The following is a 26,019-nucleotide window of genomic DNA, read 5'->3' on the forward strand; positions in this document are numbered from 1 at the left end:
GCCGTTCACCCGCGCGCCGTGCCCGGCCGCACCGCCTCCGCTTCCCTACGTTCGTACCGTGAGCCCTTCGCGTACCACTCTCCTCACGTCACTCCTCGCGTGCGCCCTGATCGCGCCCCTGCCGCACGTGGCGTCCGCCTCCCCGCCGGCCCCCGCGCCGGCCGTGGCCTGCGGCCGGGACACGGACCCCGCCTGGGCGCCGACGTCCACGACGTTCGGCGAGGCCGCCGGCTACGACCCCTACGTCGGCAACGGGTATCTGGGACATCGCGTACCGGCGGCGGGCGCCGGGTACGCCGCGCGGGAGGAGAAGACCGGCTGGCCGCTGTACACCCCGCGCTACGACGGGGCGTTCGTCTCCGGGCTCTTCGGCCGGGAGGACGACCTGGCGGCGGGCCGCGAGGTGGTCGCCGCGCTGCCGAGCTGGACCACCCTCGATGTGCGCGTCGGCGAGGAGACGTACGGCTCCGACACCCCGGCCGCCCGGATCTCCCGCTACCGCCAGACGCTGTTCCTGCGCTGCGGACTGGTGGTGACGTCGCTGCGCTGGACCACGGCCGACGGCCGCGCGACCGACCTGACGTACGAGGTGCTGGCCGACCGCTCCGATGTGCACACCGGCGCCGTGCGGCTGCGGATGACGCCGCACTGGACCGGCACCGCGACGGTCACCGGCCGGCTCGACCCGCGCGGCGCACGCCGGATCGCGCTGGAGGACGACGGGACGTTCCGCACCCGGGGCACGGGTACGGCGGGGGCGATCGTCCGGACGATGCGCCCGGCGGGCGCCGACGGGCACGAGTCCCGGGTGAGCGCGGGGCGCACGTACACGTTCGAGAAGTACGTCGGGGTGGACACCGCGCTCACCTCGCGCGCCCCGCGCACCACCGCGCGCGAGGCGTCCCTGCGCGCCGCGAGGCGGGGCTGGTCCGCGGTCCTCGCCCAGAACGCCGCCGTCTGGCGCCGGGACTGGTGCGCCGACGTGTCCGTGCCGGGCAGCCCCGATCTGCAGAAGTGGCTGCGGTCCGCCCAGTACGGGCTCCTCGCCTCCACCCGCACCGGCTCCCGCGACAGCATCGCCCCGGCCGGGCTGACCAGCGACAACTACGCGGGCATGGTGTTCTGGGACGCGGAGACCTGGATGTACCCGGGGCTGCTCGCCACCCGCCCCGAGCTGGCCCGTTCGGTGGTCGAGTACCGCTACCGGACGCGTGACGAGGCCCGTACGAACGCGGAGAAGCTCGGGTTCGAAGGGCTGTTCTACCCGTGGACGAGCGCGAGCAGGGGCAATCTGTGGTCCGAGTGCCAGAGCTGGAACCCGCCGCACTGCGTGACGCAGAACCACCTCCAGGGCGACGTCTCGCTGGCCGTCTGGCAGTACTACCTGGCTACCGGGGACCGTGACTGGCTCGCCGGCCACGGTTGGCAGATGCTCCAGGGCATCGCCGACTTCTGGGCCTCGCGCGCCACCAGGAACGAGGACGGCAGTTACTCGGTGAAGGAGGTGGCGGGCCCGGACGAGTACAGCAACGGCGTCACCGACGGGGTGTTCACCAACGCCGTCGCGGTCACCGCCCTGCGCAACGCCACCCGCGCGGCACGGATCCTCGGCCACCCCGCTCCGGTCGAGTGGTCCGAGGTCGCGGACGGCCTGCGCATCCCGTACGACCCGGACCGCCGGATCTACCTCCAGTACGCCGGATACGACGGCTCGACGATCAAGCAGGCCGACACCGTCCTGCTGATCTACCCGCTGGAGTGGCCGATGGAGGCGGGCGCGGCGTCCGCCACGCTCGACTACTACGCGGCGCGCACCGATCCGGACGGCCCGGCGATGACGGACTCGGTCCACGCGATCGACGCGGCCGCGATCGGGGAGCCGGGCTGTGCCACGTACACCTACCTCCAGCGTGCCGTGCGCCCGTTCATGCGCGGCCCGTACGCCCTGTTCAGTGAGGCGCGCGGCGCGAAGGCGGGCGCACAGGATCCCCTCTCCGGGTTCCCCGCCGAGGACTTCCTCACCGGCAAGGGCGGCTTCCTCCAGGTGTTCACGCACGGGCTGACCGGTCTGCGGCTGCGGGAGGACGGGGTGCGCCTGGATCCGATGCTGCCGCCGCAGCTGAGCGAGGGCGTGAACCTGACGGGCCTGCACTACCAGGGGCGTACGTACGCCATCACGATCGGCCCCCGCACGACGGAGGTCCGCCTCACCTCGGGCGCCCCCTTCACCCTCCACACCCCGTCCGGTCCCCGCTCCCTGTCGACCACCCTCACCCTCCCCACGCGCCGCCCGGACCTGGCCCCGACCACCGACGCGGCCCGTTGCCGCCCGGCGACGGCGACGTCCGAGACGCCCGGCCTGTACGCGGTCGCGGCGGTCGACGGCAGCCCGGCGACGGCCTGGTCGCCCGACGGAGAGACGGGCACGCTGACGGTGGACCTGGGGCGTGCGGCCCCGGTGACGGGCATCGCGCCCCAGTGGACGGACGCGCCCCCCGCCTCGCACCTCCTGGAGACCTCGGCCGACGGCAGGACCTGGGAGCCGTACCGGGCGGGGGCGGTGGCCCGCGAGGTGCGGCTGACGGTCCGCTCGGCGGACGCGGCAAAGCCGGTGGGCGTACGGGAACTGACGGTCACGCAGCCGTAGGGTGCGCGCCGGAGCCCGGCCTGTGCGTGACCGGCACACCCAGGAGGCCGCCGGCCCGCGCCGGACCTTACGAGGCAGGACACCCGGGGCGCGCGCGGCGTATCCCGGCCGGCCTCCGGCGCGCCGCCGGCCGGCCGAGCAGGATTCCGCTCAGCACGAGAGCGAGCCCGCAGATCTGCCGGAGAGTGAGCGACTCCCCGGCGAGGGCGGTGCCGAGCAGCACCCCGGTCACCGGGTTGAGGAGCCCCACCAGCCCGACGGTCGCGGCCGGCAGGTGGCGCAGGCCCGCGAACCAGGCGGCGAAGGCGAGGGCGGTCGCCACCACGGTCACGTATCCGAATGCGAGGAGGGCCGGTCCGTCGAGCGCGGGCGGCGCGCCTTCCACGGCCGCGGCGAGCGGCAGCAGCAGCAGGCCGCCGGCTATCAGCTGCCAGGAGGTCGAGGCGAGGACGTCGGTCCCGGCTCCCCAGCGCTTGGTGAGGATGTATCCGAGGGACGACATGATCAGTGCCGTGACCGAGGCCAGCACCGCGCCGGTCGACTACCCGCCCGACTCGCCGCTCCCGATGTTCCCGGACGAGGTGAGTCCCTGATGAGCGTGCAGCGCAGGCGCGGGCAGACGGCCCGCGTGTGGGTGACGAGGGCGGTTCTGGTTTCGGCCGTCGTCGACCTCGTGGCCCGGACCTCGCCGAGTCGCTACGGTTGAGCCATGACCGCACTGCCCGACTGGATGCGCCCGCCCCGCGCGGAAGGCTGGTTCGCGGAGGACCTGGACCGCCTCCCGGAAGCACCGCGCCACACCGAGCTGATCGACGGAGCCCTCGTATTCATGATGTCCCCGCAGCGGTGGTGGCACGGCCATCTCGTCACGATGCTCACGGTGGCTCTCATGGAGCAGGCGCCGGCCGACGTAAGGGTCGGACGGGAGATGACCATCAAACTCGATCAACGCAATCGACCCGAGCCGGATCTACTGGTGACGACGGCCGACTTCGACGGTGACCGCACCTGGTTCGCACCGGAGGAAGTACGACTCGCCGTCGAGGTGGTCTCCCCCGAGTCCGCGCACCGGGACCGCACGGTAAAGCTCCACAAATACGCAGAGGCCGGCATCCCGCACTACTGGCGCATCGAGGACGAGGACGGAGCACCCATCGTCCACGTCTACGAACTTGACGAGCCAACCGCCACCTATGTACCCGTGGGCATCTTCAGGGGCTCGCTCAACCGTCCGGTGCCCTTCGAGATCAACCTCGACCTGGAGAAGCTCGCTCCACCCCGTCGCGGCTGAGTCAGCACCAAGTCAGCACGTGTCATGACGTCACCCCGCCCCGGCGGCACGGAGAACATCTCCGTCTCGATGCCCTCGGAACTCCTCGGTGCTCTGCGCACGCGCACCGGCAAGCGCGGCGTGTCCGCGTACGTGACCGCGGCGGTCCGGCACCAGCTCGCCATGGACGGCCTCGCCGAGATCGTGGCCGCCTACGAAGCCGAGCACGAGCTGCTGAGCGAGGCCGAAGTCCAGGCCGCGCAGAGCGAACTGTTCGGTGATGCACCAGCGCCCTACGCGTCTGACGACAGCGCCGCATGAAGGAGCCCGCGGCCAGGACCCTGGTCCTGGACTCCCAGGCACTGTCGCTGCTCCTGCACAACGACCGCCAGATGGTGACCCGGATCGAGGCCGCTCGGCGCGTGGGCGTGCCCGTCCTCGTGTCGGCCCTGACGGTGGTGGAGGCCGTCTACGGGAAGACGGAGGAAATCCCGTCCAGCACCATCCCACCACGGGGACGGACGAAGGGCCCGACTTCGACGTGTCGGGCCCCCCTGACCTGTACGTTTGCCATATCAGCGACGTGGCGATACGTCACCCGCTACACGTTGAAGCGGAACTCCACCACGTCCCCGTCCTGCATGACGTAGTCCTTGCCCTCCATGCGCGCCTTGCCCTTGGCGCGGGCCTCGGCGACCGAGCCCGTTTCGACGAGGTCGTCGAAGGAGATGATCTCCGCCTTGATGAAGCCCTTCTGGAAGTCGGTGTGGATCACACCGGCCGCCTCGGGGGCCGTGGCGCCCTTCTTGATCGTCCAGGCGCGGGTTTCCTTCGGACCTGCCGTGAGGTAGGTCTGCAGGCCCAGGGTGTCGAAGCCGACGCGGCCGAGGGTGGCGAGGCCGGGTTCCTCCTGGCCCATCGACTGCAGGAGTTCCAGCGCCTCGTCGTCGTCGAGCTCGATCAGCTCGGACTCGATCTTGGCGTTCAGGAAGATGGCCTCGGCGGGGGCGACCAGGGCGCGCTGCTCGTTCTTGAAGTCCTCGTCGACCAGCTCGTCCTCGTCCACGTTGAAGACGTAGAGGAAGGGCTTGGTGGTGAGCAGGTGCAGCTCGTGGAGCAGACGGCCCTTCTCGGTGCCGGCCGTGATGCCCGCGTGGAAGAGGGTGTCGCCCGCTTCCAGGATCTTCTGGGCCTCCTCGACCGCGGCCAGGACCGCCACCTTCTCCTTCTGGAGGCGCGCCTCCTTCGTGAGGCGGGGGACGGCCTTCTCGACGGACTGGAGGTCGGCGAGGATCAACTCGGTGTTGATCGTCTCGATGTCGTCCTTGGGCGAGACCTTGCCGTCGACGTGGACGACGTTCTCGTCCTTGAAGGCGCGGATGACCTGGCAGATGGCGTCCGACTCACGGATGTTCGCGAGGAACTTGTTGCCGAGGCCCTCGCCCTCGCTCGCGCCGCGCACGATGCCCGCGATGTCGACGAAGTCGACCGTCGCCGGGAGCAGCTTCTGGGAGCCGAAGATCTCCGCGAGCGTGTTCAGCCGCGGGTCGGGGACGCCGACGACGCCGACGTTCGGCTCGATCGTGGCGAACGGGTAGTTGGCCGCCAGCACGTCGTTCTTGGTCAGGGCGTTGAAAAGGGTCGACTTGCCGACATTCGGCAGACCGACGATTCCGATCGTGAGCGACACGGTGGCGACTTCCCTAGGGGGTGGACGGGCTCGGATGGACGTCGGGCCCGGGTGGGCCGATTCTCCAGTTTACGGGCGGGGGCGAGTGGGCCGTCACGGGTCCGGCCGGGTGGCTGACCGGGCGCCGGAACCTGTGCGGGACCGGTGCCGGACGGGGTGCTGCGTCGGAGGTCGGTCCCGGGGCCGCATCGGGGCCGGTCCCGGGGCTGCGGCACAACCGACGCGATGCCGGTCCCGGTGCCGGATCACCCTCGGCCCCGACGCCGACCCGGTGCCGGATCGCCCTCGGACCCGACGCCGGATCCCCCTCGGACCCCGTGCCTGTCCCGTGCCGGAACCGTGAGGGACGTGCGCGGAATCGGTTCCCGTTGGGCCGTGTGGCATCTAACTCGTCGCAAGCTCGTCCAAAGCGCGTGTCCCGCACCCCGTTCCGGCCGCTCGGCGACCTACCTTGTCCCGGTGGAGCAGCACAGGACACGTCCCCCGCAGCGCAGGCAGTCACGGTCGGCCGCGCCGGCCCCGCTCGGGACCAAGGAAGCCGAGGGGTCCGTCGTCGGCGGCGCGACCGCCTACCGAGTCATGAGCACGCCGGCCGGCCGGGGCCGGGTGGCGCCCGTCGTGCTCGCCCTGCGGCGGCTGCCCAATCCCCGGCTGACCGGCATCGGTGCCGGGCTCTTCGCGGCCGCCGTCATGTTCGTGATCGGCTGCGCGGACTGGCTGCTGTTCGACGGCTCGTCCGCCGTGTTCGGTGTGCTGTTCCTGCCGGTCAGCGCACTGACCGCGCTCTGGGTGCGGCCGGCCGACCTGGTGACCGCGCCGATCAGCGTGCCGATCGCGTTCGCCGTCGGCATCATCCCGATCTCCGGCGGCGGGGGCGGCTTCGGCGGGCAGACCATGGCGGTCGTCACCGCCCTCGCCGTCCACGCCGGCTGGCTGTACGGCGGCACGCTCGTCGCCGGGCTCATCGCGACCGTGCGGAAGATCCGCCTGATGCGGGCCCGGCACCGGCGGATGCTGCTGGCCGCGCAGACCGCGCGGCCGGCCGCGCAGCCGTCACCGCCCCCGCGGGCCACCGGACGGGCGCCGCGGCGCCCGTCCCAGCGCTGACGGCGGACGACGCCGTCAGCGGCTCGCTGCCGCCATCGCCGCGCCCACGATGCCCGCGTTGTTCTGCAGCTCGGCGGGCACGATCTCGGCCCGCACGTGCTCGATGAGCGGCAGGAACTTGTCGGCCTTGCGGCTGACCCCGCCGCCGATGATGAACAGCTCGGGCGAGAACAGCATCTCCACATGGGCCAGGTACTTCTGCACCCGGTGCGCCCAGTGGGCCCAGCTCAGGTCCTCGTCCTCCTTGGCCTTGGTGGAGGCACGTTTCTCCGCCTCGTGGCCGTGCACCTCCAGGTGGCCGAGCTCGGTGTTGGGCACGAGCCCGCCGTCGATGAAGACCGCGCTGCCGATCCCCGTACCGAGCGTCAGCATGATGACCGTGCCCTTGCGGCCCCGGCCCGCGCCGAAGGTCATCTCGGCGATGCCGGCCGCGTCCGCGTCGTTCAGGACGGTGACCGGGAGGCCGAGCCTGTCGCCGAGCTGGGTGCGGGCGTCCAGGTCGATCCAGCCCTTGTCGACATTGGCGGCGGTGCGGGTGACACCGCCGGTGACGACGCCCGGAAAGGTGATGCCCACCGGTCCCCGCCAGTCGAAGTGGCCGACCACCTCGGCCACGCACCCCATCACGTCCTCGGGGGTGGCCGGGTGCGGGGTGAGTACCTTGTGGCGCTCCCGCGCCAGGTCTCCGCGGTCCAGGTCCACGGGAGCGCCCTTGATCCCGGATCCGCCGATGTCCACGCCGAAGATCTCCATGTGATCCACGGTACGGGTACCCGGCCCCGCTCACTTCCCGGAACCGGAACCCCGCACTACCGAAACCGGTACGAAAACCCCATACGGAAGCCGGGGCGCGAAAACCCCCATACGGAAGCCGGGGCGCAAAAACCCCCGTACGGAGACGGAGACCGGGGCGCGGAAGCCCCGTACGGAACCGGTACGGGAACCGGACCCCGTGCCTATTCGGCCGACAGCGCCGCCGCCTCCGCGCGCAGGTCGCGGCGGAGCTCCTTGGGCAGCGAGAACACGATGGACTCCTCGGCCGCCTTCACGATCTCCACGTCCTCGAAGCCCCGCTCGGACAGCCAGGCCAGGACGCCGTCGACCAGCACCTCGGGCACGGAGGCGCCGGAGGTGACCCCGACCGTGGAGACGCCCTCCAGCCAGGCCTCGTCGATCTCGTCGGCGGAGTCGACGAGGTGGGAGTCGCCCGCGCCCGCGCCGAGGGCGACCTCGACCAGGCGGACCGAGTTCGAGGAGTTCTTCGAGCCGACGACGATCACCAGGTCGGCGTCCGCGCCCATCTGCTTCACGGCGATCTGCCGGTTCTGCGTGGCGTAGCAGATGTCGTCGCTGGGCGGCGAGATCAGGAGCGGGAACTTCTCCTTGAGCGCCCCGACGGTCTCCATCGTCTCGTCCACCGAGAGGGTGGTCTGGGAGAGCCACACGACCCGGGACGGGTCGCGCACCTCGACATTCGCGACGTCGTCGGGGCCGTCGACCAGGGTGATGTGGTCGGGGGCCTCGCCGGATGTGCCGATGACCTCCTCGTGACCCTCGTGGCCGATCAGGAGGATGTCGAAGTCGTCCTGCGCGAAGCGGACGGCCTCCTTGTGGACCTTGGTGACCAGGGGGCAGGTCGCGTCGATCGTGGCGAGCTTCCGCTCCGCCGCCTCCTCGTGCACGGTCGGTGCGACGCCGTGCGCGGAGAACATGACGATCGAGCCCTCGGGGACCTCCGCCGTCTCCTCGACGAAGATCGCGCCCTTCTTCTCCAGGGTCTGCACGACGTACTTGTTGTGGACGATCTCGTGGCGTACGTAGACCGGGGAGCCGTACTGCTCCAGGGCCTTCTCCACGGCGATCACGGCACGGTCCACGCCCGCGCAGTAGCCACGGGGAGCGGCGAGCAGGACGCGGCGGGGTGTCGGAGCAGTCATGCGTCCCATCGTAAGGCCGTACCGAACAGGCGCGGGGCCGACGGGGTCGGGAGACTGATCACCACGTGACCGATGACGCGACCGACGGAGGGTTCATGGCCGACAGCAGCGGCGGCGGTACGGATTCCGAGGGCAGGGGCACCGGTGGCGGCTCCACGGAACACGCGAGGCTGCGGCGGACGCTCGGCTTCCGCGATCTGGTGGTCTACGGGCTGCTCTTCATCGCTCCGATGGCCCCCGTCGGCGTGTTCGGCACCCTCGACGCGAAGTCCGACGGCGCCGTGGCGCTGGTGTACATCGCCGCGACCGTCGTCATGGCGTTCACCGCTTTCAGTTACGCGCAGATGGTGCGGGTCGCCCCGCTGGCGGGTTCGGTGTTCGCGTACGCCCGCAAGGGGCTCGGCGAGGGGCCGGGGTTCATCGCCGGGTGGATGGCGATGCTGGACTACCTGCTGATCCCGGCGGTCGCCTACCTCTTCTCCGGGATCGCGATGAACGCGCTGGTGCCCGGGGTCTCGCGCTGGGTGTGGACGGCGCTGGCGGTGGTCCTCACGACGCTGCTCAACCTCTGGGGCGTACGGGCGGCGGCCCGGGTCGGCTTCGCGGTGCTCGCGATGGAGATCGTGGTGCTGCTGGTGTTCCTGGTGACCGCGGTGGTGGTGCTCGTACGGGACGGGGCGCAGCGCGGCTGGCTGACGCCGCTCACGGGGGATTCCGGCTTCTCCGCGACGGCGGTGCTGGGCGCGGTGTCCGTGGCGGTGCTCTCGTATCTGGGCTTCGACGCCATCGCCTCGTTCGCGGAGGAGGTGACGGGCGGTTCGGCGAAGGTGGCGCGGGCGGTGCTGTTCTGTCTGGTGCTGGCGGGGGTGTTGTTCGTGGCGCAGGCGTACCTGGCCGCGCTGCTGGAGCCGATGTCGTCGGCCGAGCTGGCCGCCGATCCGGTGGCGCAGGGCTCGGCGTTCTACGACACGGTGGACTCCGCGGCCGGGACCTGGCTGCACGATCTGGTGGCGGTCAGCAAGGCGATCGGGGCGGCGTTCGCGGCGCTGGCCGGACAGGCGGCAGCCGGGCGGCTGCTGTTCGCGATGGCCCGGGAGCGCCGGCTGCCCGCGCTGTTGTCCAAGATCGACCCGAGCTCGGGGGTGCCGCGGATCGCGATCCTGATCGCGGCGGTCGTGACGCTGGTGGCCGCGGTGTGGGCGGCTCGGCGGGACGACGGTCTGGATCATCTGGTGTCGGTGGTGGACATCGGGGCGCTGACCGCGTTCGTCCTGCTCCACGCGTCGGTGGTCGGCTGGTTCGTGGTGCGCCGCAGGGAGGGGCCGCCGAGCTGGTGGCGGCACGTCCTGATCCCGGTGGTGGGGGCCGGGGTGCTGATCGCGGTGATCGTGGAGGCGACGTCGAGCGCCCAGGTGGTGGGCGCGTGCTGGCTGGCGGTGGGGCTGGTGATCCTCCTGTTGCAACGGGGGCGTCAGGCGGCGTGAGGGGTGTCAGGCGGGGGTGAGGGGTGTCAGGCAGGAGTGAGGGGCGGCGGCGGGGGTGAGGGGCGGCGGCCCGGGTGCGGCTCGGCCCTTGCCGCGCGGCCATCCTGTTGTCGGCGCCGGCGGATACGCTCGCTCGCATGGCTCTGCAAACTTCCCCGGAAGCTCCGCTGCCCGTCGGTGACGTGTCACGGCTGATCGGCGGCTGGATCGACCGGCTCGGCGCGGTCTGGGTCGAGGGGCAGATCACCCAGCTGTCGCGGCGGCCGGGTGCCGGCGTGGTGTTCCTGACCCTGCGCGACCCGTCGCACGACATCTCGGTGAGCGTGACGTGCTTCCGGCAGGTCTTCGACCGGATCGCGGACGTGGTCACGGAGGGCGCGCGGGTCGTCGTCCTCGCGAAGCCCGAGTGGTACGCGCCCCGCGGCCAGCTCTCGCTGCGGGCGACGGAGATACGGCCGGTCGGCATCGGCGAGCTGCTGGTCCGGCTGGAGCAGCTCAAGAAGGCGCTGGCCTCGGAGGGCCTTTTCGCTCTCGACCGCAAGAAGCCGCTGCCCTTCCTGCCGCAGCTGATCGGGCTCGTCTGCGGACGCGCGTCGGCGGCCGAGCGCGATGTGCTGGAGAACGCCCGTCGCCGGTGGCCCGCCGTGCGCTTCGAGGTGCGCAACACCGCGGTGCAGGGCGTGCACGCGGTGAATCAGGTGGTCCGGGCCGTCAAGGAGCTGGACGGCCTGCCGGACGTCGACGTGATCGTCGTGGCGCGCGGCGGGGGCAGCGTGGAGGACCTGCTGCCGTTCTCGGACGAGGAGCTGATCCGCACGGTCGCCGGCTGCCGCACCCCGGTCGTCTCGGCGATCGGGCACGAACCGGACTCCCCCCTGCTCGACCTGGTCGCCGACGTGCGGGCCTCCACGCCCACGGACGCGGCGAAGAAGGTCGTGCCCGATGTGGGCGAGGAGCTGGACCGGGTGCAGCAGCTGCGTGACCGGGCGCTGCGGACGGTACGGGGACTGCTCGACCGGGAGGAGCGGGGGCTGGCGCACGCGCTGGGGCGGCCCTCGATGGAGCACCCGCGGCGGATGGTGGACGAGCGGGCAGCGGAGGTCGACGCGCTGATCGGGCGTGGCCGGCGGGTGCTGGGCCATCTGCTGGACCGGGCGGACTCGGAGCTCGCCCACACCCGCGCCCGCGTGCTCGCGCTGTCGCCGGCCGCGACGCTGGAGCGCGGTTACGCGGTGCTCCAGCGGGCGGACGGGCACGTGGTCCGGGACCCGGCCGAGGCGGGCGCCGCCGGGGACGCGCTGCGGGCGCGGGTCTCGGGGGGCGAGTTCGCGGTGCGGGTCGCCGAGTGAGCGACACCGCACGGGAGCGGTGGACGGGCCCCGGGCAGCCGGCCGGGGCCGGGAGGGACGGACGATGCCGACGCATAGGGTGGATCTCATGACGGACGACGGGACGACGGCTGCGGCCACGGGCACGCTCGGCTACGAGCAGGCGCGCGACGAGCTGATCGAGGTGGTGCGCCGACTGGAGGCGGGCGGGACCTCCCTGGAGGACTCCCTCGCGCTGTGGGAGCGCGGCGAGGAGCTGGCGAAGGTGTGCCGGCGCTGGCTGGAGGGGGCGCGGGCCCGTCTCGACGCGGCACTGGCGGGACCTGCCGAGCCCGGCGAGGGCTCGGGGGACACGGCGGCCGACGCGGGCTGAAGGGATGGGCCGGGGGGAACGGCGCAAGACGTCAGCGGTGTGGAGTGGGTCACTCCCCTCCCGTTTTAGTTGAAAGTTAACCTACCTCTCCCGTACCGTGATCGGAGTTGCTCGATCCCCCGTGTACGTCCGGAAGGTAATACGCAAGATGTCCCTCGTTCTTGACCCCGCCGCCCAGGACCTCCTCTTCCGTGAGGCCCGCACCGCCAACACCTTCACCGACGAGCCGGTGACCGACGAGCAGGTCCAGGCGATCTACGACCTGGTCAAGTACGGCCCGACCGCCTTCAACCAGTCGCCGCTGCGCGTCGTCCTGGTCCGTTCGGACGAGGCCCGCGCGCGCCTGGTCACGCACATGGCCGAGGGCAACCAGCCCAAGACGTCGACCGCCCCGCTGGTCGCGATCCTGGCCACCGACAACGAGTTCCACGAGGAGCTCCCGGCCCTGCTGCCGCACTTCCCGCAGGCCAAGGACGCGTTCTTCTCCGAGCGCCCGGTCCGCGAGTCGGCCGCCGCGCTGAACGGCGCCCTGCAGGCCGCGTACTTCATCATCGGCGTCCGCGCCGCCGGCCTGGCCGCCGGCCCGATGACCGGCTACGACGCCGCGGGCATCGAGAAGGAGTTCCTCGACGCCGACCACAACGTGCTGATGGTCGTCAACATCGGCAAGCCCGGCGAGGACGCCTGGTTCCCGCGCCTGCCGCGCCTGGCGTTCGACGAGGTCGTCAAGACCGTCTGAGCCCCGCCGCCCCCAGGGCCGCACGGGTACGAGGAAGGCCCTGGAGCATCACGCTCCAGGGCCTTCCTCGTACCCCCACGCCTCGCAGCCGTGCGCAGGACAGCGCGTGCACCCGCGCCCGGAAGCGCGGCCGTGCAACCGTCCGCCCGGGAGCGCGGCCGCGTAGCCGTCGTCCGTACGCCCGGCCGTCAGGACGTCTTGAGCGACGCCGCCATCTCGGCCAGGCGCTCCGGCGAGGCGGAGCCCGTCACGACCGTGGTCGCGCCCTTGTCCTGGCGCACGAGGGCGTCGTACTTGGGGCCCTCCCAGCGCTGCCAGGTCTCGCCCGCCACCTGCTGCGTGCGCCCGGTGTCCTTCGCCTTCTGGCTGACCGCGGTGACGTACTTCTCCGCCGGGGACGTGGACTGCTCCACCGCGACGTACCCGCCGTCCGGGTCGAGGAAGCCCAGGTGCCAGCTGTCGCCCGCCTGGCGGTCGTACGTGACCGAGGTGGGCTTCCAATCCTGCGTCAGGCCGCTCGGAGCGGCCACCGGGTACGGGGCCGCGCGCCGCGCGGTCAGAAGCTCGACGCGGTAATCGACCGTCTTGAGCGGATCGGCCTTGTCGTCGTGCGGGATGAAGATGTAGACGACGCCCGCCACGGCGGCGATCACCACCAACGACAGGATCATGTCCCGCACTGTCTGCTTGCCTCGCTTGCTTGCCACGCGTCCATCGTCGCATCAGCCCCGACGGCCCCGAGTCTCGGGACCGGGTCGAGGCGGCGGGGGCGGCTCCGCACCCGAGGACCGGACCGGCCACGTCCGCTCATCCGTGACCCGGTCTGCTCATTTTATCGACGTGACGATAGAGTCACATCACCCTCATCCGGTCGTCGTCGTACAGAAAGGTGCGCACCGATGTCCGAGCATCACCTGCCGTCCCAGCTGGAGGTCTCCCCGGAGGCCCCCGACCGCAACCTCGCCCTGGAGCTCGTCCGGGTCACCGAGGCCGCCGCCATGGCCGCCGGGCGCTGGGTCGGCCGCGGGGACAAGATCGGCGCCGACGGCGCCGCCGTGAAGGCCATGCGGACCCTCGTCTCCACCGTGTCGATGAACGGCATCGTCGTCATCGGTGAGGGCGAGAAGGACGAAGCCCCCATGCTGTTCAACGGCGAGCGCGTCGGCGACGGCACCGGCCCCGAGGTCGACATCGCCGTCGACCCGATCGACGGCACCACCCTGAACGCCAAGGGCATGCCGAACGCGATCGCCGTGCTGGCCGCGGCGGACCGGGGCGCGATGTTCGACCCCTCCGCCGTCTTCTACATGGACAAGCTGGTCACCGGCCCCGAGGCCGCCGACTTCGTCGACATCAACGCCCCCGTCTCGGTGAACATCCGCCGGGTCGCGAAGGCGAAGAACTCCACCCCCGAGGACGTCACCGTCGTCATCCTGGACCGCCCCCGTCACGAGGGCATCGTCAAGGAGATCCGGGAGACCGGCGCCCGGATCAAGTTCATCTCGGACGGCGACGTCGCCGGCTCGATCATGGCCGCCCGCGAGGGCACCGGCGTCGACCTGCTCATGGGGATCGGCGGCACGCCCGAAGGCATCATCTCGGCCTGCGCCATAAAGTGCCTCGGCGGCGTGATCCAGGGCAAGCTCTGGCCGAAGGACGACGCCGAACGGCAGCGCGCCCTGGACGCCGGGCACGACCTGGACCGGGTGCTGTCCACGGACGACCTGGTCAGCGGTGACAACGTGTTCTTCGTGGCGACCGGCATCACGGACGGCGAGCTGATGCGCGGCGTGCGCTACCGCGCGGAGACGGCGACCACCGAATCGATCGTCATGCGGTCCAAGTCGGGCACCATCCGCACGATCGACTCCACCCACCGGCTGTCGAAGCTGCGTGCCTACAGTGCGATCGACTTCGACCGCGGGAAGTGACGTAGGCACGTCCCCACACGAAGAGGCGCCCCCCATGTGCGGTGGGGGCGCCTCTTCGCGCAGGCGGGACGCGCGAACGGATCGCACAGCGGATCGCACGGGCGGATCGGGCAAGCGGGTCGCACCGACGGATGCGCCCCGGCCGGCGGCAGCCGGGGGCGGTGTCCCCGTCAGCCGGCCGCGGCGATGCGGCCGGTGGCGCCGGACGCCTTGAGCTCCGCCTCGCGCCGTCTGCGGCGGGCGAGCGCCACCCGCCGTTCGGCAGCGGTGAGGCCGCCCCACACACCGTAGGGCTCCGGCTGTATCAGGGCGTGTTCCCGGCATTCGATCATCACCGGACAGCGCGCGCAGACCCGCTTCGCGGACTCCTCACGCGACAGCCGGGCAGCAGTCGGCTCCTTCGACGGGGCGAAGAACAGCCCGGCTTCGTCCCGGCGGCACACCGCCTCCGAGTGCCAGGGGCCTGCCTGATCCTCCCGAGCGGGGGTCCGCTGGGGAGGAACGGCGGCGACCTGCAGGGGCTGATGCGACAGTTGCAGCACGGTCCACTCCTGACGACGGCTTCGCGAGCAAGAGGCGATGCAGCTCTCCCTACCCGCTGTGCGCACGCCTATGCACTGAGTGGCACTGAGTTCCGGGCCGCGGAATTGCGGTCGAGCGGTTTCCCGCCCGAACGCGCGCCCCGCGCACGCCGGTTCACCCCCACCAACCACCGCGCGCCCGTGCCGACGCGACGAGCCGCCGTACCGCAGTGCCGCCGAGCCGCCGAGCCGCCGCGATCGGCCGCCGCGGCCTCGCGATGCCGTACCGGTCGTCAGTGACCGAGGTGCTTGCGCAGCCGGTCCTGCAGATCCGCGACGAACTTGCCGCGCTTGGGCTTCGCCTCGACGCTGCCGAACACCGAATATCCGTTGACCACCACCACGGGCGCCTCGGGATCCGCCGATTCCAGCGTGACGACTTCGAAATTGCCGAAGACGCCCGTCCCGCTGCCGCGCAGTGACACGTTCTCCGGGACCCTGATGTCCACGCTCCCGAAGACGGAGGTCGCGTTGATCACGGTGACCCGCTGACCGAAGAGAGCTTCGGTCAGATCGATTTCCACGCTGCCGAACAGGGAGAACGCGTTCGTGCGCCCGCCGACCCGCCAGCGCCCCTTGCGGCTGGAACTGCTGAAGATCGCCACCAGGTTGTCGGCCGGGCCCGACGGCACCTCGGGGGTGGGGGCGTACGAGGCGGCGGCGGCCCTGGGGGCACCGCCCGGCGCCGGCAGATCCCGTACCAGCGGTTCGAGTTCACCCACCGTCTTGGCGCGGTAGACGGAGTCGACCCGCTCGGCGTGCTCATCGGCGGTCAGCCGGCCCTCGGCCATCGCCTCCCGCAGGATGTCCGCGATCCGGTCACGGTCCGCGTCGGACGCGCGGATGACGTCGGGTTCCGCCGGCGCGACCGGCTGCTGGGGGTGCTTTTCGAGGTCCACCGGCCCAGCGTACCCAAACGCGATAGATCGCGACTAGGGGATGACGGGTGCGGCGGAGAACGGACGACGCGATCCGGCCCGCCGGGCGAGCGGCCGGACCGGGTGAGCCCTACCTCACAGACTCGCCGCCCCGGCGGGGTCCTACCCTGGTGGATGCTGCCCAAGGGAGGTCAGCCGCTGTCTGCCGAGTGAGGAATGGCCGTAATGCCAGAGTTTGCGTACTCCGATCTGCTCCCCCTGGGAGAGGACACCACGTCGTACCGTCTGGTCACCGCGGAGGGTGTGTCCACCTTCGAGGCCGACGGTCGTACGTTCCTCAAGGTCGAGCCGGAGGCGCTGCGCACCCTGGCCGCCGAGGCCATGCACGACATCTCGCACTACCTGCGGCCGACGCACCTGGCGCAGCTGCGGCGGATCGTGGACGACCCCGAGGCCTCGTCGAACGACAAGTTCGTCGCGCTCGACCTGCTGAAGAACGCGAACATCGCCGCCGCGGGCGTGCTGCCCATGTGCCAGGACACCGGCACCGCGATCGTCATGGGCAAGCGCGGACAGAACGTGCTGACGTCGGGCGGTGACGAGGAGGCCCTGTCGCACGGCATCTTCGACGCCTACACCAAGCTCAACCTGCGCTACTCGCAGATGGCCCCGCTGACCATGTGGGACGAGAAGAACACCGGCTCGAACCTCCCGGCGCAGATCGAGCTGTACGCGACCGACGGCGGCGCGTACAAGTTCCTCTTCATGGCCAAGGGCGGCGGCTCGGCCAACAAGTCGTTCCTCTTCCAGGAGACCAAGGCGGTCCTCAACGAGGCCTCCATGATGAAGTTCCTGGAGGAGAAGATCCGTTCGCTGGGTACGGCGGCCTGCCCGCCCTACCACCTCGCGATCGTCGTCGGCGGTACGTCGGCCGAGTTCGCGCTGAAGACCGCGAAGTACGCCTCCGCGCACTACCTGGACGAGCTGCCCGCCGAGGGTTCCCCGACCGGTCACGGTTTCCGTGACAAGGAGCTGGAGGAGAAGGTCTTCGAGCTGACGCAGAAGATCGGCATCGGGGCGCAGTTCGGCGGCAAGTACTTCTGCCACGACGTGCGCGTGGTGCGGCTCCCCCGGCACGGCGCCTCGCTGCCCGTCGCCATCGCCGTGTCCTGCTCGGCCGACCGCCAGGCCACCGCGAAGATCACCGCCGAGGGCGTCTTCCTGGAGCAGCTGGAGAAGGACCCGGCGCGCTTCCTCCCGGACACCACCGACGAGCACCTCGACGAGGCCGGTGACGTGGTCAGGATCGACCTCAACCGGCCGATGGACGACATCCTGGCCGAGCTGACGAAGTACCCGGTCAAGACCCGGCTCTCGCTGACCGGCCCGCTGGTCGTGGCGCGCGACATCGCGCACGCCAAGATCAAGGAGCGGCTGGACGCGGGCGAGGAGATGCCGCAGTACCTGAAGGACCACCCGGTGTACTACGCGGGTCCGGCGAAGACGCCCGAGGGTTATGCCTCCGGTTCCTTCGGTCCGACGACGGCCGGCCGCATGGACAGCTATGTCGCGCAGTTCCAGGCGGCGGGCGGCTCCAAGGTGATGCTGGCGAAGGGCAACCGGTCCAAGCAGGTCACCGACGCGTGCGACGCGCACGGCGGTTTCTACCTCGGCTCCATCGGCGGTCCGGCGGCCCGCCTCGCGCAGGACTGCATCAAGAAGGTCGAGGTCGTCGAGTACGAGGAGCTCGGCATGGAGGCGGTCTGGAAGATCGAGGTCGAGGACTTCCCGGCGTTCGTCGTCGTCGACGACAAGGGCAACGACTTCTTCACCGAGCCCGCCCCCGCCCCGACGTTCACCAGCATTCCGGTGCGCGGTCCCGGCCTCGGCTGACCCACGGACTGCGAGGGGCGTTCCGGCTGCGGCCGGGGCGCCCCTCAGTCGTTCACCGAGTCAGGGCGCGGCGGGGGTCCGCGCGGGGCCGCGTCGAGTCCGGCGGCGGTGTGACGGGGTGCCCGGCCGGTCCGCGGACGACGTGATTCAGCCAAAATCGCGCAGCGCCGTCCGGCACCGCCCACGCCGCTCCCACGTCCGGATCGTGCCCCGGGGCCGGCGGCCCGCGCCCGAGGCGTCTCGCCCCGGACGCGCCTGCCGCGCCGCGCACCCCCGCCCCGGCGATTCCTCGTCGCCCGCCGGGAGCGCCGCCGCACCACCGCTTTCGCGCAGGTGGCCGTCCGCACGGCTTGCGGGCGACCGTGCCGATGCGGTGAGTTGGCCGACATCGCCGGTGCGCCGCGCCCCTGCCCCCCCCCCCTGCACGCCGCCTCCCGGCCCGGCCGGACCACGACCCACACCCCCGCCGTCCGGCCCCGTACGCCCGACCCACCCTCACCGTCCCACTCCGGAAAGGCGGACACCGCATGACGCCGGTCCCCCACCGCAGCCACGCCGACGATCTGCTCTCCTTCATCAGGGCCAGCCCCTCCCCGTACCACGCGGTGGCGAGCGCCGCCCAGCGCCTGGAGAAGGCCGGCTTCCGCGAGCTGCGCGGCACCGACGACTGGACGGGCACCACGGGCGGCGGTTTCGTCGTCCACGGCGGCGCCCTGATCGCCTGGTACGCCCCCGAGGGCACGCCCTCCCACACACCGTTCCGGATCATCGGCACCCACACCGACTCGCCGAACCTGCGGGTCAAGCCCCACCCGGACACCGGCTCCGCCGGCTGGCGCCAGATCGCGGTGGAGATCTACGGCGGCGTTCCGCTCAACACCTGGCTCGACCGCGATCTGGGCATCTCCGGCCGACTCGCCCTGCGCGGCCCCGGCGGCCGGACCCGCTCCCGGCTCGTGCAGATCGACGAACCGCTGCTGCGCGTTCCCCAGTTGGCGATCCACCTGGACCGGTCCGTCAACGACGGCCTCGCGCTGGACCGGCAGCGGCACATCGCCCCGGTCTGGTCGCTGGGCGCCGCCGAGGAGGGGGCGCTGCTGCGCAGGGTCGCGGCGGCGGCGGAGGCCGAGCCGGACGAGGTGCTGGGCTGGGACCTGATGCTCCACGACGTCCAGCCCCCCGGATACCTGGGCGCGGAGCGGGAGTTCCTGGTGTCCTCCCGCCTGGACAACCTGGTGTCGGTGCACGCGGGCGTCACGGCGCTGGCCGGTGCGGCGACGGCGGCCGGGGAGCCCGCGTACATCCCCGTGCTGGCGGCCTTCGACCACGAGGAGGTCGGCAGCGGTTCGGACACGGGTGCGCAGAGTCCGCTGCTGGAGCGCGTACTGAGCCGTTCGGTCACCGCCCGCGGCGGCAGCCCGGAGGACTGGGCGCGGGCGCTGGCCGGCGCGTTCTGCGTCTCCGCCGACATGGCGCACGCCGTCCACCCCAACTACGCGGAGCGCCACGACCCCGACCACCGCCCGCTGCCCAACGGCGGTCCGACCGTCAAGGTCAACGTCAATCAGCGCTACGCGACCGACTCGACCGGGATCGCGGTGTTCGCGTCGGCCTGCGAGCGGGCGGGCGCGCCGTGGCAGCCGTTCGTCTCCCACAACGCGATGCCGTGCGGTACCTCCATCGGACCGCTCACCGCGGCCCGGCTGGGTGTGCGGACCGTCGACGTGGGTGTGCCGGGTCTGTCGATGCACTCGGCGCGCGAGCTGTGCGGGGCGCAGGACCCGGGGCATCTGGCGGCGATCCTGGGCGCGTTCGTGACCTCGGACTGAGCGGTAGGGGGCGGGGCCGCCCGGCCCCGCCCCCTACCGCGTGTTCCGGTGGAGAGGGCTACGCGAAGCGCTGCCGGGCGCTTCCGTCGCAGGGTTGCAGCCTCAGCGGGTCATGGGCCCCCGCCAGGGTCGCGCACAGCCCGGTCGAGGCGGCCGGGCGCAGGGTGCCCGCCTGCCGGACGAACTGCTGGTTGGCCGCGCCCGAGCAGTTGTAGAGGATGAGGGCGGCGCCGGCCGTGTAGCGCGCGCCCGGCACGTCCAGGCAGCGGTCGTGGCTCAGCTCCGTACGGAGGCTCTTCGTGCCGGAGTCGTACCACCAGCCCTGGTTGCGCCCGCCGTGGCACTCCCAGCCGGTGACGCCGGTGTCGTTGCGGGTGACCGACGCGGGGACGTCCAGGCAGCTGCCGGTCGCCTCGCCGCGCAGGGGCTGGAAGGCGTCGTCCCAGGCGAGGGCCCGCAGGACGGGCTTTCCGGTGCTCGCCGGGTCGGCGCAGCTCGCCTCGCGCAGGCCGGAGTCGTAGATCTGGGTGAGGCAGGAGGCGAAGGCGCCGTGTCCGGCCGCGTTGGGGTGGAAGGACTGACGGACGGAGTTGGAGTCCGGCGGGAAGTGCGAGAGGTCGATGTAGAGGCCGCGGGCCCAGGTGGACTCGCTGCACACCTCGTGCCCGTGGAAGAGTCGGGAGTTGTCCAGGTAGACCGCTCCTGTGTCGGCGGCCGCCTCGCGCATGCCCCGCTCGAAGGCGGGCACGGCGGCGTTGCGGCCCCACGCGGCGTCGGAGTCGTATCCGGCGCAGCCGCCGGGAAGTTTGCCGGGGAAGTTCGGGTTGTCGTAGAAGTCCGGGCCGATGGGGCTCGGATAGCCCATGACGACGAGCTTGTAGTCGCCGTCTGCGTAACCGGCGCCGGTCATCACCGTCCGCAGGTCGCGCACGGTCTTCTCGACCTTGGGCACCAGCCCGTCGACGCGGGCCTGCCAGCCGCCCTCGTACTTCGGCCGGCACGCCCCCTGGAAGAGGATCCAGCGCTCGACGCAGTCCGTCATGACCGGGCCGAACTGGAGGTCGTCGTTGGCACCCGCCACCAGCACGATCATCTTGATGCGGGTGTTGCGCGCCTTGATGGCCAGGCTGTCGCTCTGCACGAGCTCGTCGGCGTACTGCTTCGAGCCGCCGATGACGATGTTTCCGGTGTACGCGCCGGAGCAGGAGACGTTGTACGTGACGTCGGCCGGGATTCCGGTGCGGTGGATGGCGGAGTCGGGTGAGCGGTGGCACCAGTTGTCGGGGCCGTCGGTGCCCGCCTCGTACGTGCCCACGCCCTCGCCCGATATCTCGCTGTCGCCGAGCGAGATGAGCCCGGTCTTGCGCGCGGCGAGCGGGCGCTCGGCCGGGTCGCCGTACAGCCGGGTGGCCTCGGCGGCGCGGACGGCTTCCAGTTCGGGCGGCAGCGCGGTGGACGCGCTCCGGGTGGTGGGGTCCGGCTGGGCGGCGCCCGCCGGGCCGGCGGCCGCGGTCATGCCGCCCAGTGCCGCCGCCATGGCCGCGGCGGCCGCGACGGTACGTCTGAGCCGGTGTCCGGTACGCCTCATTGCGCCTCCCGAGATTGTGGTTACCCCCGGTATTTACTGGTCGGTAGACAACTTGGGAATACACAGAACAAGACAAGTGCTCAGCTTTTTCAGGAGGTTGAACGGTGATGGACGAACAGAAGAGCCCGGCGCCCGGCGAGGACTACCGCATCGAGCACGACTCGATGGGTGAGGTGAAGGTGCCCGCGGCCGCCAAGTGGCGGGCCCAGACCCAGCGGGCGGTGGAGAACTTCCCGATCTCCGGGCAGCGCCTGGAGCGGGCCCACATCGAGGCCCTGGCCCGCGTGAAGGCCGCGGCGGCCAAGGTGAACGCCGAGCTGAAGGTGCTCGACCCGGACATCGCCGAGGCGATCCAGGAGGCCGCGGCGGAGGTCACCGAGGGGCGCTGGGACGCGCACTTCCCGATCGACGTCTTCCAGACGGGGTCCGGCACCTCGTCGAACATGAACACCAACGAGGTCCTGGCCACGCTCGCCACCGAGCGCCTCGGCCGCGAGGTCCACCCCAACGACCACGTCAACGCCTCGCAGTCCTCCAACGACGTCTTCCCCTCCTCCATCCACATCGCCGCGACCGGCGCGGTGACGGGCGAGCTGATCCCGGCCCTGGACCACCTGGCGACGGCGCTGGAGCGCAAGTCCGCCGAGTTCGCGGACGTGGTGAAGTCGGGTCGTACGCATCTGATGGACGCCACCCCGGTCACCCTGGGCCAGGAGTTCGGGGGGTACGCCGCCCAGATCCGTTACGGCGTCGAGCGGCTGCGCGCGTCGCTGCCCCGCCTCGCCGAGCTGCCGCTGGGCGGCACGGCCGTCGGCACCGGCATCAACACCCCGCCGGGCTTCTCGGCCGCCGTGATCGCCGAGGTCGCCCGGGTGACCGGGCTGCCGCTCACCGAGGCCCGGGACCACTTCGAGGCGCAGGGGGCGAGGGACGGCCTCGTGGAGACCTCCGGCCAGCTCCGCACGATCGCGGTCTCCCTCACCAAGATCTCCAACGACCTGCGCTGGATGGCCTCCGGCCCGCGCACCGGACTGGCCGAGATCAGCCTCCCCGACCTCCAGCCGGGCTCCTCGATCATGCCGGGCAAGGTGAATCCGGTCATTCCCGAGGCCGTGCTGATGGTCGCCGCCCAGGTGACGGGGAACGACACGACGGTGGCCGTCGCGGGCGCCGCGGGCAACTTCGAGCTGAACGTGATGCTCCCCGTCATCGCGAAGAACCTGCTGGAGTCGGTCCGGCTGCTGGCCAACGTCTCGCGGCTGCTCGCCGACCGCACGGTCGACGGGATCACGGCGAACGCCGAACGGGCCCGGGAGTACGCCGAGTCCTCGCCGTCCGTCGTCACCCCGCTGAACAAGTACATCGGTTACGAGGAGGCCGCGAAGGTCGCCAAGAAGTCGCTGGCCGAGCGGAAGACGATCCGCGAAGTGGTGCTGGCCTCGGGCTACGTCGAGCGCGGGGACCTGACCGTGGAGCAGCTCGACGAGGCGCTGGACGTGTTGCGTATGACGCGTCCGTGACGTGCGTCGCTGCGCCCCGGGGGCGCGCTCACTAAGATCTCTCCATGACAGGTACCGGAGAGACCGAGCGCTGGGCGCCGGGTGATCAGATCCTGTGGCGCTACCGCGGCAACGGACCACGGCGGCACGGTCCCGGGCCCGGCCGGACCCCGAACCCCGTGCACATCTGCCGCCCGGTCACCGTCGTCCAGGACACCGACGAGCTGCTCGCCGTCTGGGTCGCCCCCGGGACGGAGTGCGTGAAGCCGGTGCTGGCGGACGGCACCGAGGTGCACGCCGAGCCGCTCGCCACCCGGTACACCGCCCCGCGCACCACCGCCCGCTCGCCCTGGCTGGGCAACGGGGTGCTGAAGCTGGCCCGGCCCGGCGAACCGTGGTCCGTCTGGCTGTTCTGGGAGCACGGCTGGCAGTTCCGCAGCTGGTACGTGAACCTGGAGGAACCCCGGACCCGCTGGGCCGGCGGCATCGACTCCGAGGACCACTTCCTCGACATCTCGGTCTACCCGGACCACAGCTGGCTCTGGCGCGACGAGGACGAGTTCGCCCAGGCCCAGCGGGTCGGCCTGATGACCCCGGCCGCCGCCCGGCGGGTCCGTGCGGCGGGGCGGGCGGCGGTCCGGGTGATCCGCGACTGGGGGGCGCCGTTCCGGGACGGCTGGGAGGACTGGCGGCCCGATCCGCGCTGGCAGGTGCCCGCGCTGCCCGCCGACTGGGACCGGCTGCCCGATGACGGGGACCGCACCCCTTCCCCGACACCGGCGTGAGACCCTTGATGCACCCCAGGGGGGCGAACGTAGGATCGCCCCGAGGAGATCGCTCCGCCCCAACCGACGGGCGCGGCACCCGAGCTGACCGCATGTCATCGAGCCATCGCACACGTCGCACACTGCATGAACCGCATCAGTCGTATGAGTCGCACGAGTTGCCTGCATCGCATGAGCCACGACGAGGGGGTGAAGACGTGTTCGCTGTCCGCCGCCCGGACGCCGGAAACGTTGTCACCGACACCCGGCGCGGACATCCGGTTTCGGCCCCGTGTTCCGGGGCACCAGATGTCAGCCGTTGTGATGGGCGCTCCTGCCGGGGCACAGTAGCGCCCCACGAGGTGATTGCCTCATACAACCGGCCCGGACGGACGGAACCCCACGCGTGACGGAGCATCCCACCTCCCACGAAGGCCGGCAGCCTCTCGCCGCCCGGTCGCAGGAACGCACCCGGCCGCGGCAGCGTGACGCCGCACCGGCGGCAGCCCCTGCCACCGCGGCTGTCCCGGCCCCGGCCAAGGGCCCGAACCCGGCAGCGGCCGGTACGGGCCCCGCCGCCGGCCCCGACCCGCAGGCCGCGGCCCGTCGCGAGGGCGACCGGCTGCGCTTCGTGGGGGCCGCGACGCGGCGCATCGCCCGCGGGATAGACCTCGACGAGATCGTGCTGGGACTGTGCCGGGCCAGCGTGCCGACCTTCTCCGACGCCATACTCGTCTACCTCCGCGACCCGCTGCCCGTCGGTGACGAGCGGCCCGTCAGCCCGTTCGTGCTGCGGCTGCGCCGCTCCGACCGGCTGCGGCTGAGCGACGAGGACACCGAACACCTCTCGGAGTCCGAGCGGCTGCGGCTGCCCGCCGTCGACCCGCAGGCCGATCTGACGCCCGCCGCCGAACTGTGCGAGGTGCTGGCAGGCGGCGCGCTGGCCGAGGTGCTGCGCGGGGTCCGGCCGGTCTTCGGCGACTCCGCGGCGGCCCGGGTCGCGCTGCCGGAGCTGCTCGGCGCGGACCGCGCCGTGCCCTCAGGTCACCGGGCGATCCTCGCCCCGCTGCGCGGCCGGCGCCGGGTGATCGGCGCGGCGGTCTTCCTGCGCGGCACCGAGCGCCCGCCCTTCGAGGCCAACGACCTGCTGGTCGCGGCCCAGCTGGCGACGCACACCGCGCTCGGCATCGACAAGGCCGTGCTGTACGGGCGCGAGGCGTACATCGCCGACGAGCTCCAGCGCACCATGCTGCCCGACTCGCTCCCGCAGCCCACCGGTGTCCGGCTCGCCTCCCGCTACCTCCCCGCCGCCGAGACGGCCCGGGTCGGCGGCGACTGGTACGACGCGATCCCGCTGCCCGGCAGCCGGGTCGCCCTGGTCGTCGGCGACGTGATGGGCCACTCCATGACCTCGGCGGCGATCATGGGCCAGCTGCGCACGACCGCGCAGACCCTGGCCGGTCTCGACCTGCCGCCGCAGGAGGTCCTGCACCACCTCGACGAGCAGGCCCAGCGGCTCGGCAGCGACCGCATGGCGACCTGCCTCTACGCGGTGTACGACCCGGTCGCGCACCGCATCACCATCGCCAACGCCGGCCACCCGCCGCCCGTCCTGCTCCACCTCGGCGGCCGGGCCGAGGTGCTGAAGGTGCCGCCGGGCGCCCCGATCGGCGTCGGCGGGGTGGACTTCGAGGCCGTGGAGCTGGACGCGCCCGCGGGCGCCACCCTGCTCCTGTACACCGACGGACTCGTGGAGTCGCGGCTGCGGGACGTCTGGACGGGCATCGAGCAACTGCGCGAACGACTGGCCACCACGGCCCGGCTGACCGGTCCCGACCACTCGCCGCCGCTGGAAGCCCTCTGCGACGACGTCCTGGACATGCTCGGCCCGGGCGACCGGGACGACGACATCGCGCTCCTCGCCGCCCGCTTCGACGGGATCGCGCCGAGTGACGTGGCGTACTGGTTCCTGGAGCCGGAGGACTCCGCCCCCGGCCGGGCCCGCAGGCTGGCCCGCCGGGCGCTCAGCCGATGGGGGCTGGACGACCTCTCGGACTCGGTGGAGCTCCTGGTCAGCGAAGTGGTGACCAATGCCGTGCGGTATGCGGAGCGACCGGTGACCCTGCGGCTGCTGCGGACCGACATCCTGCGCTGCGAGGTCGGAGACGACGCCCCGCAGCTGCCCCGGCAGCGCCGCGCACGGGACATGGACGAGGGCGGCCGCGGGCTGTTCCTGGTGAACCGGCTGGCCAGGCGGTGGGGTGCGACGCGGTTGTCGACCGGCAAGGTGGTCTGGTTCGAGATGCCCGTCCGGGGGCAGTGACCGGAGCGGCGCACCCGCTCGCAGCGGGGGTCCGCGAGCTGCCGGCCTCCCGGCGGAGTCGTCGGGACGCGGAAACGGGCGGTGTGCGAGGGCGGCGGACTCGGCGCCCCCGACAGCCTGGCCGGAAGATCCGACGTACCGGACGAGTGACCGGTGGC

General features: G+C 72.0%; 21 protein-coding genes and 2 pseudogenes. 15 read left to right on the forward strand and 8 right to left on the reverse strand.

The window, feature by feature from the left end:
* Positions 1-58 precede the first annotated feature (58 nt).
* Positions 59-2,647, forward strand: coding sequence for a discoidin domain-containing protein (locus tag ABZ454_RS26455; RefSeq protein ID WP_359541486.1), 2,589 nt, complete (start codon positions 59-61; stop codon positions 2,645-2,647).
* Positions 2,648-2,714: 67 nt separating this feature from the next.
* Here the strand turns inward: ABZ454_RS26455 and ABZ454_RS26460 are convergent.
* Positions 2,715-3,176, reverse strand: a pseudogene (locus tag ABZ454_RS26460) (DMT family transporter); the annotation flags it as partial.
* A 180-nt stretch (positions 3,177-3,356) separates the two neighbouring features.
* Here ABZ454_RS26460 and ABZ454_RS26465 point away from each other — a divergent pair.
* From ABZ454_RS26465 to ABZ454_RS26475, 3 genes and pseudogenes are all read left to right on the forward strand, one after another.
* Positions 3,357-3,938: a Uma2 family endonuclease gene (locus ABZ454_RS26465; protein ID WP_356321751.1), complete on the forward strand. Its 582-nt coding sequence runs from the start codon at positions 3,357-3,359 to the stop codon at positions 3,936-3,938.
* 24 nt (positions 3,939-3,962) lie between these two features.
* The gene (locus ABZ454_RS26470; RefSeq protein ID WP_359541489.1) at positions 3,963-4,238 is read left to right on the forward strand and encodes a hypothetical protein; all 276 of its coding nucleotides are present in this window, start codon (positions 3,963-3,965) and stop codon (positions 4,236-4,238) included.
* Positions 4,235-4,402, forward strand: a pseudogene (locus ABZ454_RS26475) (DNA-binding protein); the annotation flags it as partial. The gene ABZ454_RS26470 and the pseudogene ABZ454_RS26475, both read left to right, overlap by 4 nt.
* Positions 4,403-4,518: 116 nt before the next feature.
* On the opposite strand, the gene ychF reads toward ABZ454_RS26475, so the two are convergent.
* Complete coding sequence (gene ychF, locus ABZ454_RS26480) at positions 4,519-5,607, reverse strand: redox-regulated ATPase YchF (RefSeq protein WP_356321754.1); 1,089 nt, start codon at positions 5,605-5,607, stop codon at positions 4,519-4,521.
* A 579-nt stretch (positions 5,608-6,186) separates the two neighbouring features.
* Between ychF and ABZ454_RS26485 the strand changes: the two genes are divergently transcribed.
* A complete protein-coding gene (locus tag ABZ454_RS26485; RefSeq protein ID WP_356321773.1) occupies positions 6,187-6,714 on the forward strand; it encodes a DUF6542 domain-containing protein in 528 nt (175 codons plus the stop codon).
* Positions 6,715-6,729: 15 nt separating this feature from the next.
* On the opposite strand, the gene ppgK is transcribed toward ABZ454_RS26485, so the two are convergent.
* Both ppgK and ABZ454_RS26495 read right to left on the reverse strand, forming a co-directional pair.
* Positions 6,730-7,467: a polyphosphate--glucose phosphotransferase gene (gene ppgK / locus ABZ454_RS26490; protein WP_356321755.1), complete on the reverse strand. Its 738-nt coding sequence runs from the start codon at positions 7,465-7,467 to the stop codon at positions 6,730-6,732.
* Between the two features lie 203 nt (positions 7,468-7,670).
* Positions 7,671-8,660 (reverse strand): 4-hydroxy-3-methylbut-2-enyl diphosphate reductase, encoded by a 990-nt coding sequence (locus tag ABZ454_RS26495; protein ID WP_356321756.1) that lies wholly within the window; start codon positions 8,658-8,660, stop codon positions 7,671-7,673.
* Positions 8,661-8,746: 86 nt separating this feature from the next.
* On the opposite strand from ABZ454_RS26495, the gene ABZ454_RS26500 reads away from it, so the two are divergent.
* The 4 genes from ABZ454_RS26500 (at position 8,747) to ABZ454_RS26515 (ending at position 12,575) form a co-directional block, all read left to right on the forward strand.
* Entirely contained in the window at positions 8,747-10,135 is a 1,389-nt protein-coding gene (locus ABZ454_RS26500) for an APC family permease (protein ID WP_356321757.1), read from the forward strand.
* A 137-nt stretch (positions 10,136-10,272) separates the two neighbouring features.
* Entirely contained in the window at positions 10,273-11,484 is a 1,212-nt protein-coding gene (xseA, locus tag ABZ454_RS26505; protein ID WP_356321758.1) for an exodeoxyribonuclease VII large subunit, read from the forward strand.
* 88 nt (positions 11,485-11,572) lie between these two features.
* The gene (locus tag ABZ454_RS26510; RefSeq protein ID WP_356321759.1) at positions 11,573-11,836 is read left to right on the forward strand and encodes an exodeoxyribonuclease VII small subunit; all 264 of its coding nucleotides are present in this window, start codon (positions 11,573-11,575) and stop codon (positions 11,834-11,836) included.
* A 148-nt stretch (positions 11,837-11,984) separates the two neighbouring features.
* Entirely contained in the window at positions 11,985-12,575 is a 591-nt protein-coding gene (locus tag ABZ454_RS26515) for a malonic semialdehyde reductase (RefSeq protein WP_356321760.1), read from the forward strand.
* 188 nt (positions 12,576-12,763) lie between these two features.
* On the opposite strand, the gene ABZ454_RS26520 is transcribed toward ABZ454_RS26515, so the two are convergent.
* Complete coding sequence (locus ABZ454_RS26520) at positions 12,764-13,282, reverse strand: DUF4245 domain-containing protein (RefSeq protein WP_356321761.1); 519 nt, start codon at positions 13,280-13,282, stop codon at positions 12,764-12,766.
* 192 nt (positions 13,283-13,474) lie between these two features.
* Between ABZ454_RS26520 and glpX the strand changes: the two genes are divergently transcribed.
* Positions 13,475-14,506 carry a class II fructose-bisphosphatase gene (glpX, locus tag ABZ454_RS26525; RefSeq protein ID WP_356321762.1) on the forward strand — a complete coding sequence of 344 codons (1,032 nt, stop codon included), beginning with the start codon at positions 13,475-13,477 and terminating at the stop codon, positions 14,504-14,506.
* A gap of 170 nt (positions 14,507-14,676) precedes the next feature.
* Here the strand turns inward: glpX and ABZ454_RS26530 are convergent, their stop codons facing one another.
* Together ABZ454_RS26530 and ABZ454_RS26535 are read right to left on the reverse strand one after the other, a co-directional pair.
* Positions 14,677-15,048, reverse strand: a complete 372-nt coding sequence (locus ABZ454_RS26530; RefSeq protein WP_356321763.1) for a WhiB family transcriptional regulator — start codon at positions 15,046-15,048, stop codon at positions 14,677-14,679.
* 272 nt (positions 15,049-15,320) lie between these two features.
* Entirely contained in the window at positions 15,321-15,986 is a 666-nt protein-coding gene (locus ABZ454_RS26535; RefSeq protein WP_356321764.1) for a DUF1707 domain-containing protein, read from the reverse strand.
* A 204-nt stretch (positions 15,987-16,190) separates the two neighbouring features.
* Between ABZ454_RS26535 and ABZ454_RS26540 the strand changes: the two genes are divergently transcribed.
* Together ABZ454_RS26540 and ABZ454_RS26545 are read left to right on the forward strand one after the other, a co-directional pair.
* A complete protein-coding gene (locus tag ABZ454_RS26540; protein ID WP_356321765.1) occupies positions 16,191-17,858 on the forward strand; it encodes a fumarate hydratase in 1,668 nt (555 codons plus the stop codon).
* A 527-nt stretch (positions 17,859-18,385) separates the two neighbouring features.
* On the forward strand, positions 18,386-19,687 hold the full coding sequence (locus ABZ454_RS26545; RefSeq protein WP_356321766.1) for a M18 family aminopeptidase: 1,302 nt from the start codon (positions 18,386-18,388) through the stop codon (positions 19,685-19,687).
* Positions 19,688-19,745: 58 nt separating this feature from the next.
* Here ABZ454_RS26545 and ABZ454_RS26550 read toward each other — a convergent pair whose 3' ends face one another.
* The gene (locus tag ABZ454_RS26550; protein ID WP_356321767.1) at positions 19,746-21,275 is read right to left on the reverse strand and encodes a ricin-type beta-trefoil lectin domain protein; all 1,530 of its coding nucleotides are present in this window, start codon (positions 21,273-21,275) and stop codon (positions 19,746-19,748) included.
* A 107-nt stretch (positions 21,276-21,382) separates the two neighbouring features.
* Between ABZ454_RS26550 and ABZ454_RS26555 the strand changes: the two genes are divergently transcribed.
* The 3 genes from ABZ454_RS26555 to ABZ454_RS26565 all read left to right on the forward strand — a co-directional run bounded on the left by ABZ454_RS26555 (position 21,383) and on the right by ABZ454_RS26565 (position 25,861).
* Positions 21,383-22,795: a class II fumarate hydratase gene (locus ABZ454_RS26555; protein WP_359541500.1), complete on the forward strand. Its 1,413-nt coding sequence runs from the start codon at positions 21,383-21,385 to the stop codon at positions 22,793-22,795.
* 44 nt (positions 22,796-22,839) lie between these two features.
* Positions 22,840-23,559, forward strand: coding sequence for a DUF402 domain-containing protein (locus ABZ454_RS26560; RefSeq protein WP_356321769.1), 720 nt, complete (start codon positions 22,840-22,842; stop codon positions 23,557-23,559).
* Positions 23,560-23,944: 385 nt separating this feature from the next.
* Positions 23,945-25,861 carry a SpoIIE family protein phosphatase gene (locus ABZ454_RS26565; protein ID WP_359541503.1) on the forward strand — a complete coding sequence of 639 codons (1,917 nt, stop codon included), beginning with the start codon at positions 23,945-23,947 and terminating at the stop codon, positions 25,859-25,861.
* Positions 25,862-26,019 lie beyond the last annotated feature (158 nt).

This window comes from Streptomyces sp. NPDC005803, assembly GCF_040630435.1.
GTDB lineage: Bacteria > Actinomycetota > Actinomycetes > Streptomycetales > Streptomycetaceae > Streptomyces.